Below are 12,859 nucleotides of genomic sequence, written 5' to 3'. Positions count from 1 at the left end.
GTCGTGTCCAAATTGATGATTTTCACAGGCAACGCAAATCCAGAGCTTGCCCACGCAATCGCTAAAAAACTGCACATCCCGATGGGCGAGGCCACTGTAGGCCGATTCAGCGATGGCGAGACGACCGTCGAAATCAACGAAAATGTGCGCGGCCACGATGTTTTCATCATCCAGCCCACGTGCTACCCCACCAACGACAATCTGATGGAACTGATCGTGATGGCCGACGCCCTGCGCCGCGCTTCTGCATCGCGTATCACCGCCGTCATACCCTATTACGGCTATGCTCGGCAGGATCGCCGTGTGCGCTCAAGCCGGGTTGCCATAAGCGCCAAAGTTGTTGCGGACATGATCTCCAGTATTGGCGTTGACCGCGTATTAACCGTAGACCTTCACGCAGACCAGATTCAGGGTTTTTTCGACGTGCCGGTAGACAACATTTACGCCACGCCTGTTCTGCTTGAAGATATCGAAAAGCAGAGATTTGAAAATTTTGTTGTGGTTTCACCAGATGTTGGCGGCGTGGTGCGCGCCCGCGCTGTTGCCAAGCGACTGGACGATGCCGATCTGGCAATCATCGACAAGCGCCGGCCGAAAGCAAACGTATCCCAAGTAATGCACATCATTGGTGACGTGGAAAACAAGACCTGCATTCTGGTCGACGACATTGTGGATACTGCTGGCACCTTGTGCAAAGCAGCCAATGCGCTCAAAGAGCGTGGCGCGTCCCGGGTCGTGGCATACATCACCCACCCCGTCCTCTCCGGCCCTGCGATTGAGAATATCAATGCCTCGGACCTGGATGAGCTCGTGGTATGTGACACCATTCCATTGGGTGACAAAGCGAAGAACTGTGCTAGAATCCGCCCCCTCAGTATGGCTGGACTGCTCGCAGAATCCATTCGTCGCGTCAGCAACGAAGAGTCCATCAGTGCCCTGTTTGAGAATGTCTGAATAGGCGGAAAGCCTTAATATCAGAAAAAACAGGACGTTGGACGCTGTTGAAAAAACACCGAGTCGGGAGCCTAATCAGGCTCCCGACTCTTTTAGTCAGCCGGAAAAATCCGGCTTTTCGGAAACATCACCTGTTCCAACGCCTGGTCGCGGGCAGCTCAGGTGACGATTGAGGTAAAAACCATGTCTCAGGACTTTGTTATTGAAGCATTTCCTCGTGACGACAAGGGGAGAGGTGCGAGCCGCCGCCTGCGTCGCGAAGAACGTAAAATTCCGGCCATCATTTACGGTGCCGGCAAAGAAGCCACTCCGATTTCCATTTGGCACAACGAGCTGAAAAAAGCTCTGGAAAACGAAGCGTTCTTTTCACACATTCTGACCATAGATCTGAATGGCAAAAAAGAAAGCGTTATCATGAAGGACCTTCAGCGGCACCCGTACAAGCTGCTGCTGACGCACGCTGACTTCCAGCGCGTTGAGAAAGACCAGGAAATCTTTGTTCACGTTCCACTGCACCTGGTTAACGAAGACTCAGCTCCTGCGATCAAGACCTTTGGTGGCGTTGCATTCCGTTTGATGACCGAAGTTGAAGTAGCGTGTCTGCCGCGCAATCTGCCTGAGTACATCGAAATCGATATGATTGATGTAGAGATGGATCAGATCGTTCACATGAGCGACCTGAAACTTCCGAAAGGCGTTCGTATTCCTGCGTTGCAGCACGACGGCGAGCACGACCAAGCTGTTGTGTCTGTCAGCAAACCGAAAGGCGTCAAGGCAGACGTAGCCGAAGACGAAGCTGAAGACGAAGAAGGCGAAAGCAAGGAGTAACAACTCCGGAGGCGTTGGCAAATGGCACAGGATATTGTCATGGTGGTTGGACTGGGTAATCCCGGTGCCGACTACGAGAATACCCGCCACAATGCCGGCGCTCTGTTCGTCGAAGCACTGGCCCGCGATGCGGGCCAGCCGCTCCGCCCCGAAAAGAAATACCACGGGCACTACGCCCGCATTCAGTGGCAAGGCCTTGAGCTTCATCTGCTGAACCCCGCCACCTTCATGAATCGCAGCGGCATATCGGTTAAAGCCCTCGCAGACTTTTTCAAAATACTGCCCAACCAGATCCTGATCGCTCACGACGAGCTCGACCTTCCCCCCGGTACCGCAAAGCTGAAAAAAGGCGGAGGACACGGCGGGCACAATGGCCTGAGGGACACGATCGCTCATCTGGGCACCAACGAATTTCAGAGACTTCGCATTGGCATCGGCCACCCCGGAGACAGCCGTAAGGTTACCGGCTACGTGCTGGGCCGCCTGGGCAAGAGAGAAGCTGAAGATCTGAATGCGGTATTTGACGAAACCATGCGGGTTTTGCCCGATGCAGCTTCGGGCAATCTTGCCGCCGCAATGAATCGTTTGCACAGCTTCAAACCCACCATCGCCTGAACCTGCAAGACAATACTCCCCGCCAATCGGCCACCCCAGATATCCCTTACTCGCACACGCTGGCGGACACCGGTATAATCCTGCCAAATTTCCCAGTACCAGCAGAGGCATTCCATGGGTTTTAACTGCGGCATCGTCGGCCTACCTAACGTCGGCAAGTCCACCCTGTTCAACGCATTGACCAAAGCCGGCATCGGTGCCGAAAACTTCCCGTTCTGCACAATCGAGCCCAATGCCGGCGTGGTGGCCATGCCGGACCCACGGCTTGATAAGCTGGCCGATATCGTCAAACCGCAGCGCATCGTGCCCACGACCATGGAATTCGTAGACATTGCCGGCCTGGTCGCAGGCGCATCCAAAGGCGAAGGCCTGGGCAATCAGTTTCTGGCCAACATCCGCCAGACCGAAGCCATCGCACACGTAGTGCGCTGCTTTGACGACCCCAATGTGATTCACGTTGCCAACAAAATAGATCCGGCAGCCGATATCGAGATCATCAATACCGAACTTGCACTGGCAGACATGGATACCGTTGAAAAATCCATCAAGCGTGTGCAACGGATTGCCAAGGGCGGCGATAAAGAAGCCAAGGCCCAGATCGAAATCTTTGAGCGCCTGCTGCCCGTTCTGAACGAAGGCAAGCCGGTGCGCAGTATGGGGTTGGACAAAGACGAGCTGTTGCTGATCCGTGAATTGTGCCTTCTCACCATCAAGCCAACCATGTACATCGCAAACGTCAGCGAGGACGGCTTTGAAAACAATCCGTACCTGGACACTGTGCGCGACATTGCGAACGCCGAGAACGCGATCGTCGTTCCGATCTGCAACAAAATTGAATCTGAAATCTCCGAACTGGAAGACGACGAGAAGAGCATGTTCCTGGGTGAAATGGGCATGGACGAGCCAGGCCTTGATCGGGTCATTCGCGCCGGATACAGCTTGCTGGGCCTGCAAACCTACTTTACGGCAGGGGTAAAAGAAGTGCGCGCCTGGACGGTTAAAACCGGCGCTACTGCGCCTCAGGCGGCCGCTGTCATCCATACCGACTTCGAACGCGGCTTTATTCGCGCCGAAATTGTGGGGTATGACGATTTTGTGAAATACAATGGCGAAGCCGGGTCCAAAGATGCCGGAAAATGGCGATTGGAAGGCAAGGAATACATTGTTAAAGATGGCGACGTCATCCACTTCCGCTTTAACGTTTAGGCAGCAGAGCAAGGCAGCGCAGTTTTTTACTGCGCTGCCCCTTCGCATGTAAGGTCCAGTTCTTCTTCTGTAAGCGCACGACTTTTCCCCACCTCAAGCGCCTCGAGGGAAAGATTCCCGACAGAGGCCCGATGCAGTGATAACACCTGGTTTTGAAAAAAACCGAACATCCGCTTCACTTGATGATACTTACCTTCAACCAACGATAGCCTGGCAGTGTACTCGGATAGAATCTCCAAGCCTGCGGGCCGGGTTGTAATGTTTTCATAACTGAAATAGATACCCTCTCGAAAGACAGCCACATAGTCATCATTTAAAGGCTTGGACAGTGTAACCTCATAGGTTTTCTCGAGCTTTGTCTCGGGCAAACTCATTTTGCGCGACCAGGCTCCATCGTTGGTCAACAACATCAATCCGGTCGTATTGAAATCCAGGCGTCCGGCGATGTGCAGTTCGTTTTTCTGCGGATGCTGAATAAGATCCAAAACCGTTGGGTGCTTGAGATCCTTGGTCGCACTGACCACCCCCCGAGGCTTATTCAGCATGAGATAAACGGGGGTTTTATATGTCAGACACTTACCATCCAATACAACCTGCGTGAATTTCGTCACTTTTTGTTGAATTGAATGCGCCAGGTGCCCGTCTAAAACAATTCGCTTTTGTGCAATCAGAAGGCGCGTATCTGAAAGCGAAAAAACACTGTTTTGGCTAATGAAGCGATCGAGACGGCTGGACATTTCAATGGTCGTTGTCGTGAATTTTTCGGTTTGTCGTCATTGTATGGCCCGCGGCTAAGCCGTGCGCGGCGCAAACATGATAATGGCCATGCCGAGAAGCGCCACTGAGGACCCCACCAGGTCCCATGTTGTCGGCCGAATGCCGTTGACGGCCCATAGCCATAAAATAGCCATGAAGATATAAACACCGCCATAAGCCGCATACACCCGGCCTGCCGCAGTTGGATGCAGCGACAGCAACCACACGAAAGCAACCAAGCTCAGAGCGCCTGGCACCAGCAGCCAGATTGTCTTGCCCTCCCGGAGCCAGAGATAGGGCAGGTAGCAGCCCACAATTTCCGCTAACGCAGTGATAATGAAAAGGCCAACCGCCTTCAGTTCAGGCAAAAAAATCGTCTCCTTGGAAGATGTATTCGAGGCAAAGTTTTGCGACCGTTCCGATCATTGTCGCATCTCTTCGCACATTATTTTGACTCGCTCGTTACAATTCTGATTTGCCGATCGTGATATCGGGACAGCAGAACCAGTGAAAAAATTGTCCCCACAAGTGCCAGCGTCATAGCTGACTCATAGGAATTTTATTGTCTTTCTCCCTGAAAATTAACCGATTTCTTCAACATTCACAACAACCCTCCGGGGCGTTCGTGTTAACCCTGTCAACAGCATACCTATAAAAACGGGACAATCGTTCACGAAACCGGAACAGTTTTTTTCACTCTCAAAATATATTCAAGGTTATGTTTTAAAAGCATTTTTGTAAAAAATACATCTCCAATAATGCGATTTTCAGGCGAGAATGACCGGTCGCCACTTGACACTTTTACCCTCCGTACATAATATACGCGCCGCTTCCTTTGGTGAGCGATGGCAAGGTAGCTCAGTTGGTTAGAGCACAGCACTCATAATGCTGGGGTCGGCGGTTCAACTCCGCCCCTTGCTACCATTATTCGAAAAAGGTCGCGATTCAGGTCGCGGCCTTTTTTATTTCTCCGGGCAGAAAAAAGCACCATACCCTGCCTCTGCGGAGACATCTCATGAGAACCACTGGCGACAGAATCCGGCAAGCGATTTCTTTTGAAGTTATCGGGTTACTGATTTCTGTTCCCCTCGCAGCCTTGGCGTTCGGCTATTCTCTGGAAAAAACCGGTGTGCTGGGACTGATTGGCGCTAGCCTTGCCACACTCTGGAACTATATCTTCAATTTGGGCTTCGATCACGCCCTGAAGCGCTTTACGGGCTCCACTCGCAAATCCATAAAAATCCGCTTCCTGCACGCAATCAGCTTCGAGTCAGGGTTGTTAATCGTCTTCCTTCCGATCATTGCGTGGTGGATGAACATCGAGTTGCTGGAGGCGCTACTGGTTGACGTTTCGTTTGCGCTGTTCTATCTGGTGTACGCCTTTGTATTCACATGGTGCTACGACTCTATTTTCCCGGATACGGATACACGCCCCCATCCAGGTCACTAACCGATTGCTCAGAAAGCATATTATCTTTAGTCATGTCACGATTGCATACCTTATAAGCCCCGCCAAATCTCTATGCCATAATGTTGCCCTAACCTGACAACACCGACTATGCATTCGCAAGGACGTTAGCATGAAATTCGACACGTTAGCCCTCCACGCCGGCTTCAAAAGCGACCCGACCACCAAAGCCGCTACCACACCCATCTACCAGACCACGTCCTACACGTTTGACGACACCCAACACGGTGCAGATCTGTTCGATCTGAAGGTTGCAGGCAACATTTATACCCGAATCACCAACCCGACCAATTCTGTTCTGGAAGAGCGTATGGCCGCACTTGAAGGCGGCATAGGCGCTTTGGCCGTTGCCTCTGGCATGTCTGCGATTACCTACGCGTTACAAACCATTTGCCGGGTCGGGAATAACATTGTGAGCACCAGCCAGCTCTATGGCGGCACATACAACCTGTTCGCGCACTCACTGCCCAACCAGGGCATAGAGTGTCGCATGGCTCAACACGACGATTTCGACGCTATCGAAGAGGCCATCGATGATCAGACCCGCGCGCTGTTCTGCGAGTCTATTGGTAACCCGGCTGGCAACGTTGTGGATATCACACGGTGGGCCGAGATTGCCCACAAGCACGGTATTCCGCTGATTGTCGACAACACGGTCGCCACGCCCTACCTCTGCCGCCCATTCGAACACGGCGCCGATATCGTTGTTCACGCTCTGACCAAGTACATTGGCGGCCACGGAACCACCCTGGCCGGCGCTGTGGTAGATTCCGGCAAATTCGACTGGAAAGCCAACGCTGGCAAATTCCCGATGATGAGTGAGCCTGACCCGTCCTATCACGGCGTGGTCTACACAGAGGCTCTGGGCGCTGCGGCGTTTATTGGGCGCTGTCGCGTTGTGCCTCTGCGCAATACCGGTGCTGCGCTCTCGCCATTCAACTCGTTTCTGATTATGCAGGGCCTGGAGACCTTGGGGCTGCGCATGGAACGCCACTGTGAGAACGCCGAGAAAGTTGCTGATTTTCTGCAAAATCACCCCGCCGTGAGCTGGGTGAACTATGCAACGCTGGCAAACAGTCCGTTCAAGGCTACCTGCGAAAAAATATGCGGCGGCAAGGCATCGGGCATTCTGAGTTTTGGCATCAAGGGCGGGCGTGACGCAGGTGCAAAGTTCATCGATGCGCTGAATCTGATTTTACGCCTGGTAAACATTGGCGATGCCAAATCCCTTGCCTGTCACCCGGCAACCACCACTCACCGCCAGTTGAACCCGGAAGAACTGAAGAGTGCCGGCGTCAGCGACGATCTCGTGCGCCTGTCGATTGGTATTGAACACGTGGACGACATACTTGCAGACATCACTCAGGCCCTGGAAAAAGCCCAGGCTTGATCGCCGTTTACCGGGCGCGACCAAAATCGTGCCCGGTATCCTCGTGATTGCCCTTACCTGCCTTGTAACTACCCCGCCAGCCTATTATTCTTTAGGGCTACCCAAGTCTTAACGAGAGTCCGGTTGCAATGAGCGAAAGCGCAAAGCCCCGCGTCACCAGTGGTTCCAAATTCCGCAACGAGCATGGTTTTTCGGCTATCAAGGATGGCGTAAAGCGTTCGGCAAATCAGGAGTCAGTTCCGGTTGAGCGCAAGCCCAAATGGTTGAGAGCACGGATGCCCGGCGGCGAACGATACGAAGCGGTTCGTAAAAACGTCAGCGAACACAGGGTGAGCACGGTGTGCCAGGAATCCCACTGCCCCAATATAGGTGAATGCTGGACCGCCGGCACCGCAACCATCATGGTGTTAGGCTCGGTGTGCACCCGCGCCTGCCGTTTCTGTGCGGTGGATACGGGAAATCCCAACGGCTGGCTGGATAAAGAAGAGCCGGAAAACACGGCAAAATCCGTTGAGCTCATGGGCCTGCGTTACATCGTATTGACCTCAGTAGATCGGGACGACCTTGAGGATGGCGGTGCCGCCCATTATGCCGCCTGCGTATCGGCCATCAAACAACGAACGCCCCAGGTCGCGGTAGAAGCTTTGACGCCAGACTTTGATGCGGTGATGTCCAATGTTGAGAAAGTGCTGGATTCGGGTCTTGAGGTGTTTGCGCAAAATGTGGAAACCGTGGAGCGGTTGACGCGCCGTGTACGTGACCCACGTGCCGGATACCATAAAACGCTCAGCGTGTTGGAGCATGCCAAACAGTATCGGCCCGACGTGCTTACCAAAACCAGCCTGATGCTGGGCCTGGGCGAGACCGAGGAAGAAATACTCGCCACTATGGACGACCTGCGCGCCATTGGCGTAGACATCCTGACTTTGGGCCAATACCTGCGCCCAACACCCAATCATTTACCCGTAGAGCAATACGTAACGCCGGAAGCGTTCAACCGGTACCGCGATATTGGCCTTGAGAAAGGCTTTATGGAGGTACCCTCCGGGCCGATGGTACGTTCCAGTTACCGCGCAGATAAAGTGTTCGACAGGAATAATCTGGGGCTCGCGGTTCCCCCCGCAGTGCACAAAGTACCTGCGCCTGACGCCATGCAGATTCCAGTAAAAGCTCTGGACTGATCAGGCAAAACCTGTCAGCCCTTACCAAAACGCCGCCTCTTGGATTGTCCAGAAGGCGGCGTTTTGTCAAATTAACTCAGATTCTGGCAATTACTGACTCTGCTGCTGTTGCTGCATCTGCTGTTGCTGCTGTATTTGCTGACGCATCTGCTGCATTTTCTGCTTCAGCTTGTCGCGCTGCTCTTGAGTAAATACTCCGTCTACTTTTGCCTGCATCAGAGTTGAAAGCACGGCCATCTCTCCGGTCACATCACCCAACTCTTCACCGTGTCCGCGAATGGCGTCTTCATCGTAGTCCGCTTTGATTTCATCCTGCATATGCTTTTGCAAAGCGCGAGCTTCTTCGCGCAACATACCAATCTCACCCTGCATGTCCTCGAGAATGCCGCGAATCTCTTCCTGCTGATCTTCTGAGAGCCCGACCATCTGTGCCAACTGGCCAACCTGATCCGGTTTACCGCCCGCAGCTTGTTGGGCGAAAGCGGGTGCTGACAGGCTCGCTGCGATAAGAGCGGTACCGAACAGTTTTGCAAGTTTCATAGAAGTCTCCATTACCGATTTGATTGTGAGAACGAGCTAACGCAATACCCTAAAGCATCCTGACTCCGTTTTTCACCCCGGTATCCCTTTTTTTTGTACACATTGCGCGTCATTCCCGCCTCCAACCCGCCGCATGAGCGAATCGAAACAAATGTGAAAGTTTAGTCATTCCCCTTCATAATGGCGCGGTTCATCCACCGCCGGAGTAAAAAATGGCTATTAACTGGTTTCCAGGGCACATGCACAAAGCCCGCAAGGAGATCAAACAGATTATGCCTCAGATGGATCTCATCATCGAGGTACTGGACGCGCGCATCCCATTCAGCAGCGAAAATCCGCTGGTGCCCGCCCTGCGTGGGGAAACGCCCTTGATCAGGGTTCTTAACAAACGCGATCTGGCCGATCCGGAAGTCACTGCAAAATGGCAGGTATGGCTGGAGAAAGAGCGCGGTGTAAGGACCATCACCCTCACCCAGAATCAGCGCGGTGAAGCCTTGGATATTCTCCGGTTAGCCGGTGAAATGACACCAAACCACGATCGCCAGAAAAGTGCGCTTCGGGTAATGATTCTCGGCATCCCTAACGTCGGAAAATCAACTCTGATCAATACTCTGGCTGGGCGTCCAGCTGCAAAAACCGGTAACGAGCCTGCTGTAACCAAGTCCCAGCAAACCATTAAACTGCCGGACAACATTCTTCTTTACGACACGCCGGGATTCCTCTGGCCGAAGCTCTCACCGGAAGCCTGCGGCTACCGTTTGGCGATCACCGGGGCCATTCGCAGCGCGGTTCTGGATTTCGAAGACATCGCCCTGTTTGAGGCAGATTATTTGCGAGAGGCCTACCCGGAATTGCTGAAAGCCCGTTACGGTTTTGATGACATACCCGTGGATGGCCTGGCCGTCATGGATGGAATCGCTGCCAGGCGCCGATTCCTGGGGCGCGGTGGCGTGCCCGACCTGAACAAAGTGTCTGAAGTATTGCTCAATGAGTTTCGCGCCGGCACTCTGGGGCGCATTTCTCTGGAGACGCCAGAGATGGTTGAGCGGGAAATTCAGGAGTCCGCCGCGACCGAAGCTGAAAAAGAGTCTAAACTTGCAGTCAAGAAGGCCGCTTCCAAAGCAAGACATTCTGGCCGCCGTATTTAGAGGAGAACACTATGAGACGAGTTGTCATCACCGGTATGGGTATCGTTTCCTGTCTTGGAAATTCGCTGGATGAGGTACACGCAAGCCTAAAAAACGGAACATCCGGCATACGCTTCAACGAAGCATACAAAGAAAACGGGTTTCGCAGCCTGGTTTCGGGCTCCCCCATCGTGGATACCACGGTCATCGACCGCAAGGCGCGGCGCTTTATGGGGCCGTCTGCCATGTATAGTTATCTTGCCATGGAGCAGGCCATTGCCCAGGCCGGGCTGACGGAAGACCAGATCTCCAATGATCGAACGGGGCTGATTGCCGGTTCCGGCGGTTCGTCCTGCTCAAGTCAGGTAGAAGCAACCGACATCATGCGAGCAAAAGGTGTGAAGCGCATTGGGCCCTACATGGTGCCGCGCATCATGACGAGTACCGTTTCTGCGTGCCTTGCCACGGCTTACAAGATCCGCGGCGTAAACTACTCCATGTCCTCTGCTTGTGCCACCAGCGCGCACTGCATTGGCCACGCCATGGAACAGATCCAGTATGGCAAACAGGATGTTGTGTTTGCCGGCGGCGGCGAGGAGGAAGATTGGAGCCTCACCATGATGTTTGATGCCATGGGCGCGCTTTCCACAAAATACAACGATGCGCCCGACACCGCATCTCGCCCATTCGATTCGGGGCGCGACGGGTTTGTTATCGCCGGCGGTGGTGGCATGGTGGTGCTTGAAGAACTGGAACACGCGAAAAAGCGCGGCGCCAACATTATTGCTGAGCTCACCGGCTACGGTGCCACTTCCGATGGCTACGACATGGTAGCGCCCTCCGGCGAAGGCGCCCAACGCTGCATGCAGCAGGCCATGGCGACCGTTCGCGGAAAAATTGACTACATCAACGCCCACGGAACCAGCACACCGGTAGGCGATGCCGCCGAGATGGGCGCCGTGAAGAACACTTTCGGCTCGGATATTCCCGCCATTTCATCGACCAAATCGCTCTCGGGGCACTCCCTTGGCGCTGCAGGCGTTCATGAAGCGATTTATTCCCTGCTGATGCTGCAGCACGGTTTCATTGCTGGCACCGCAAATCTGACCTTGGTGGATGAGGCCATTGGCAATATGCCGATCGTGGGACCTGAAGGCCGGGAGGCAACGCTGAACACGGTGATGTCCAACAGCTTTGGCTTTGGCGGAACAAACGCTTCTCTGGTGTTTGAAAGACTGCCAGTTTAACGACAAGGCAAACGGGGCCCGATAGTGAGGCCCCGTCTGTTCGTTGCAAAACCGGTTGCCGCTATTCGGTCGGCACTATTCGTCCGGTACTAGGCGGTCGGCACTACTCTGTCGGCACTTCGGATTCGGTATGTTTCACCTCGTTCCTCAGCATGGCCAGCTCGTCGACCAGCCCGGAACGCCAGGGGAACTGCTTGATACCAAACGTATTGCGGATTTTCGTGCAGTTCAGCGTGGTATTTGGCGGCTCCAACGCGCCCCATGACGGCATGTCGTCCACCACGTGAAGATCTTCCGGAATACCCGGTAAGCCGACAATGGCCAGACCCAGCTCATACAGACTGATCTCTTCTGCGCCGGCATACTGAAATGTACCCCACACCTCGGTGCCACAGTCCAACTGCTGAATAACGGCGGTTATTACCCGTGCAAGGTCTTTCATGGACACCGGCTGGCCTACACCCCGTCCGGGCAGTGACAGGGCTTCATCGAAGGCTGTGCTGGCCTGAACCTTCCGGATAAAACGACTCAGGCTCCAGCCGGTACGCAAAATGATGTGCCTGGGTAAAAGCGTGCGCAACGCCTGTTCACACTCCCACTGCCAGTTGCCTAACTCATTGACGGGATGGCCGGGGTTTGACGTGATGTAACCGCTCTGCTTACGACCATCAAACACATAGCACGACGATAACTGGAACAACGCCATGCGTCTGTCGCGGGCAAACTCCGCAATGGCTAATGGCAGGGAGAATGCCGCTTTATGTGTGCCCTCCGGATCTCGTTCTGCAACTTCGGGATCTGCCAGCCACAATGCATTGACGATGAGATCGATGTCTTCCGGAATCCAGCTCTCCAGCGCACTGAGGTTAGCGCTGACAAGATCGCTGACCAGCAGGGGGCTGACATCCAGAGAAGTCTCCCTGAGCCGCTCAAGAAGAATTTTCCCCAATGGACCGTAATCGTGAACAACAAGTACATGCACTAGAGTTCAATACCCCCGGAAATAATTCATGCTAACGCCTTCAGATAGTTACGTGGCACCCGGCGGGTAATGCCCGTTAGTAGCTCATAAGAGATTGTACCTGCACAGGAAGCCACTTCATCCACGCCCACCGTCCTCCCCCACAGCTCAACGTTATCGCCGGCCCTGGCGGCTGGAGCATCACTCAGATCCACCGCCAGCATATCCATAGAGACACGTCCAATCAGTCGAATTCTTCGCCCGCCAATTGCCGCGGGCGTGTCAGTGCCGGCGTGACGGGGATAACCGTCTCCGTAGCCAACGGCAACCATGCCCATAGGCGTGTCTTGATCAGCAACCCAGGCACCACCGTAACCAACGGTCTCACCGGCCTTCACTACCCGCGTTGTAATGAGCGGCGCCTCCAGACTCATAACGGGCTCCAGACCCAGCTCCGGGCCTGTCTTGCCGACGATCGGCGATCCACCGTAGAGCATAATACCCGGGCGACTCCAATCAAACAGCGGTTGGCCGGGAATAAAATGGGCCGCAGAATTACCCACGCTCCTCATCAATTCCGGCCAGG

Annotated in this window: 14 protein-coding genes and 1 tRNA gene; 10 read left to right on the top strand and 5 right to left on the bottom strand. The window is 54.1% G+C overall.

Annotated features, from left to right (window positions below; translation table 11 throughout):
- Nucleotides 1-3: 3 nt before the first annotated feature.
- The 4 genes from ENI00_RS03355 to ychF all read left to right on the top strand — a co-directional run bounded on the left by ENI00_RS03355 (nt 4) and on the right by ychF (nt 3,603).
- A complete protein-coding gene (locus ENI00_RS03355) occupies nt 4-954 on the top strand; it encodes a ribose-phosphate diphosphokinase (protein ID WP_304098807.1) in 951 nt (316 codons plus the stop codon).
- A 183-nt stretch (nt 955-1,137) separates the two neighbouring features.
- A complete protein-coding gene (locus ENI00_RS03350; protein WP_304098805.1) occupies nt 1,138-1,782 on the top strand; it encodes a 50S ribosomal protein L25/general stress protein Ctc in 645 nt (214 codons plus the stop codon).
- Nucleotides 1,783-1,803: 21 nt separating this feature from the next.
- The gene (gene pth / locus ENI00_RS03345) at nt 1,804-2,397 is read left to right on the top strand and encodes an aminoacyl-tRNA hydrolase (RefSeq protein WP_304098802.1); all 594 of its coding nucleotides are present in this window, start codon (nt 1,804-1,806) and stop codon (nt 2,395-2,397) included.
- A 114-nt stretch (nt 2,398-2,511) separates the two neighbouring features.
- A complete protein-coding gene (ychF, locus tag ENI00_RS03340) occupies nt 2,512-3,603 on the top strand; it encodes a redox-regulated ATPase YchF (RefSeq protein WP_304098800.1) in 1,092 nt (363 codons plus the stop codon).
- Between the two features lie 26 nt (nt 3,604-3,629).
- Here ychF and ENI00_RS03335 read toward each other — a convergent pair whose 3' ends face one another.
- Both ENI00_RS03335 and ENI00_RS03330 read right to left on the bottom strand, forming a co-directional pair.
- Nucleotides 3,630-4,340: a pseudouridine synthase gene (locus ENI00_RS03335; RefSeq protein ID WP_304098798.1), complete on the bottom strand. Its 711-nt coding sequence runs from the start codon at nt 4,338-4,340 to the stop codon at nt 3,630-3,632.
- A 54-nt stretch (nt 4,341-4,394) separates the two neighbouring features.
- Nucleotides 4,395-4,727, bottom strand: coding sequence for a YnfA family protein (locus ENI00_RS03330; RefSeq protein ID WP_304098795.1), 333 nt, complete (start codon nt 4,725-4,727; stop codon nt 4,395-4,397).
- 479 nt (nt 4,728-5,206) lie between these two features.
- Between ENI00_RS03330 and ENI00_RS03325 the strand changes: the two genes are divergently transcribed.
- From ENI00_RS03325 to lipA, 4 genes are all read left to right on the top strand, one after another.
- Nucleotides 5,207-5,283 (top strand) — tRNA-Met (locus ENI00_RS03325).
- Between the two features lie 91 nt (nt 5,284-5,374).
- Nucleotides 5,375-5,809, top strand: coding sequence for a PACE efflux transporter (locus ENI00_RS03320; protein ID WP_304098794.1), 435 nt, complete (start codon nt 5,375-5,377; stop codon nt 5,807-5,809).
- A gap of 130 nt (nt 5,810-5,939) precedes the next feature.
- The gene (locus ENI00_RS03315; RefSeq protein WP_304098792.1) at nt 5,940-7,217 is read left to right on the top strand and encodes an O-acetylhomoserine aminocarboxypropyltransferase/cysteine synthase family protein; all 1,278 of its coding nucleotides are present in this window, start codon (nt 5,940-5,942) and stop codon (nt 7,215-7,217) included.
- Between the two features lie 128 nt (nt 7,218-7,345).
- Nucleotides 7,346-8,398, top strand: a complete 1,053-nt coding sequence (gene lipA / locus ENI00_RS03310; RefSeq protein ID WP_304098790.1) for a lipoyl synthase — start codon at nt 7,346-7,348, stop codon at nt 8,396-8,398.
- Nucleotides 8,399-8,488: 90 nt separating this feature from the next.
- Here the strand turns inward: lipA and ENI00_RS03305 are convergent, their stop codons facing one another.
- Complete coding sequence (locus ENI00_RS03305; protein WP_304098786.1) at nt 8,489-8,938, bottom strand: Spy/CpxP family protein refolding chaperone; 450 nt, start codon at nt 8,936-8,938, stop codon at nt 8,489-8,491.
- 212 nt (nt 8,939-9,150) lie between these two features.
- Between ENI00_RS03305 and ylqF the strand changes: the two genes are divergently transcribed.
- Both ylqF and fabB read left to right on the top strand, forming a co-directional pair.
- Nucleotides 9,151-10,086 carry a ribosome biogenesis GTPase YlqF gene (ylqF, locus tag ENI00_RS03300; RefSeq protein ID WP_304098783.1) on the top strand — a complete coding sequence of 312 codons (936 nt, stop codon included), beginning with the start codon at nt 9,151-9,153 and terminating at the stop codon, nt 10,084-10,086.
- Between the two features lie 11 nt (nt 10,087-10,097).
- Nucleotides 10,098-11,312 carry a beta-ketoacyl-ACP synthase I gene (fabB, locus tag ENI00_RS03295; RefSeq protein ID WP_304098781.1) on the top strand — a complete coding sequence of 405 codons (1,215 nt, stop codon included), beginning with the start codon at nt 10,098-10,100 and terminating at the stop codon, nt 11,310-11,312.
- 103 nt (nt 11,313-11,415) lie between these two features.
- On the opposite strand, the gene ENI00_RS03290 is transcribed toward fabB, so the two are convergent.
- Both ENI00_RS03290 and alr read right to left on the bottom strand, forming a co-directional pair.
- Nucleotides 11,416-12,294 carry an SDR family oxidoreductase gene (locus ENI00_RS03290; RefSeq protein ID WP_304098778.1) on the bottom strand — a complete coding sequence of 293 codons (879 nt, stop codon included), beginning with the start codon at nt 12,292-12,294 and terminating at the stop codon, nt 11,416-11,418.
- A gap of 26 nt (nt 12,295-12,320) precedes the next feature.
- Nucleotides 12,321-12,859, bottom strand: a 539-nt coding sequence (gene alr, locus ENI00_RS03285) for an alanine racemase (protein WP_304098775.1), incomplete at its 5' end; no start/stop codon positions are given.

This window comes from Marinobacter antarcticus (assembly GCF_011049865.1).
Lineage (GTDB): Bacteria > Pseudomonadota > Gammaproteobacteria > Pseudomonadales > Oleiphilaceae > Marinobacter > Marinobacter antarcticus_A.
The sequence above is the reverse complement of the archived record's forward strand: the minus strand, read 5'-3'. Positions and strand labels throughout refer to the sequence as shown.

Coding starts and splice junctions, on each gene's coding strand:
- ENI00_RS03350 (WP_304098805.1), top strand. CDS start 1,138: ATGTCTCAGGACTTTGTTATTGAAGCATTTCCTCGTGACGACAAGGGG.
- pth (WP_304098802.1), top strand. CDS start 1,804: ATGGCACAGGATATTGTCATGGTGGTTGGACTGGGTAATCCCGGTGCC.
- ychF (WP_304098800.1), top strand. CDS start 2,512: ATGGGTTTTAACTGCGGCATCGTCGGCCTACCTAACGTCGGCAAGTCC.
- ENI00_RS03335 (WP_304098798.1), bottom strand. CDS start 4,340: ATGTCCAGCCGTCTCGATCGCTTCATTAGCCAAAACAGTGTTTTTTCG.
- ENI00_RS03320 (WP_304098794.1), top strand. CDS start 5,375: ATGAGAACCACTGGCGACAGAATCCGGCAAGCGATTTCTTTTGAAGTT.
- ENI00_RS03315 (WP_304098792.1), top strand. CDS start 5,940: ATGAAATTCGACACGTTAGCCCTCCACGCCGGCTTCAAAAGCGACCCG.
- lipA (WP_304098790.1), top strand. CDS start 7,346: ATGAGCGAAAGCGCAAAGCCCCGCGTCACCAGTGGTTCCAAATTCCGC.
- ENI00_RS03305 (WP_304098786.1), bottom strand. CDS start 8,938: ATGAAACTTGCAAAACTGTTCGGTACCGCTCTTATCGCAGCGAGCCTG.
- ylqF (WP_304098783.1), top strand. CDS start 9,151: ATGGCTATTAACTGGTTTCCAGGGCACATGCACAAAGCCCGCAAGGAG.
- fabB (WP_304098781.1), top strand. CDS start 10,098: ATGAGACGAGTTGTCATCACCGGTATGGGTATCGTTTCCTGTCTTGGA.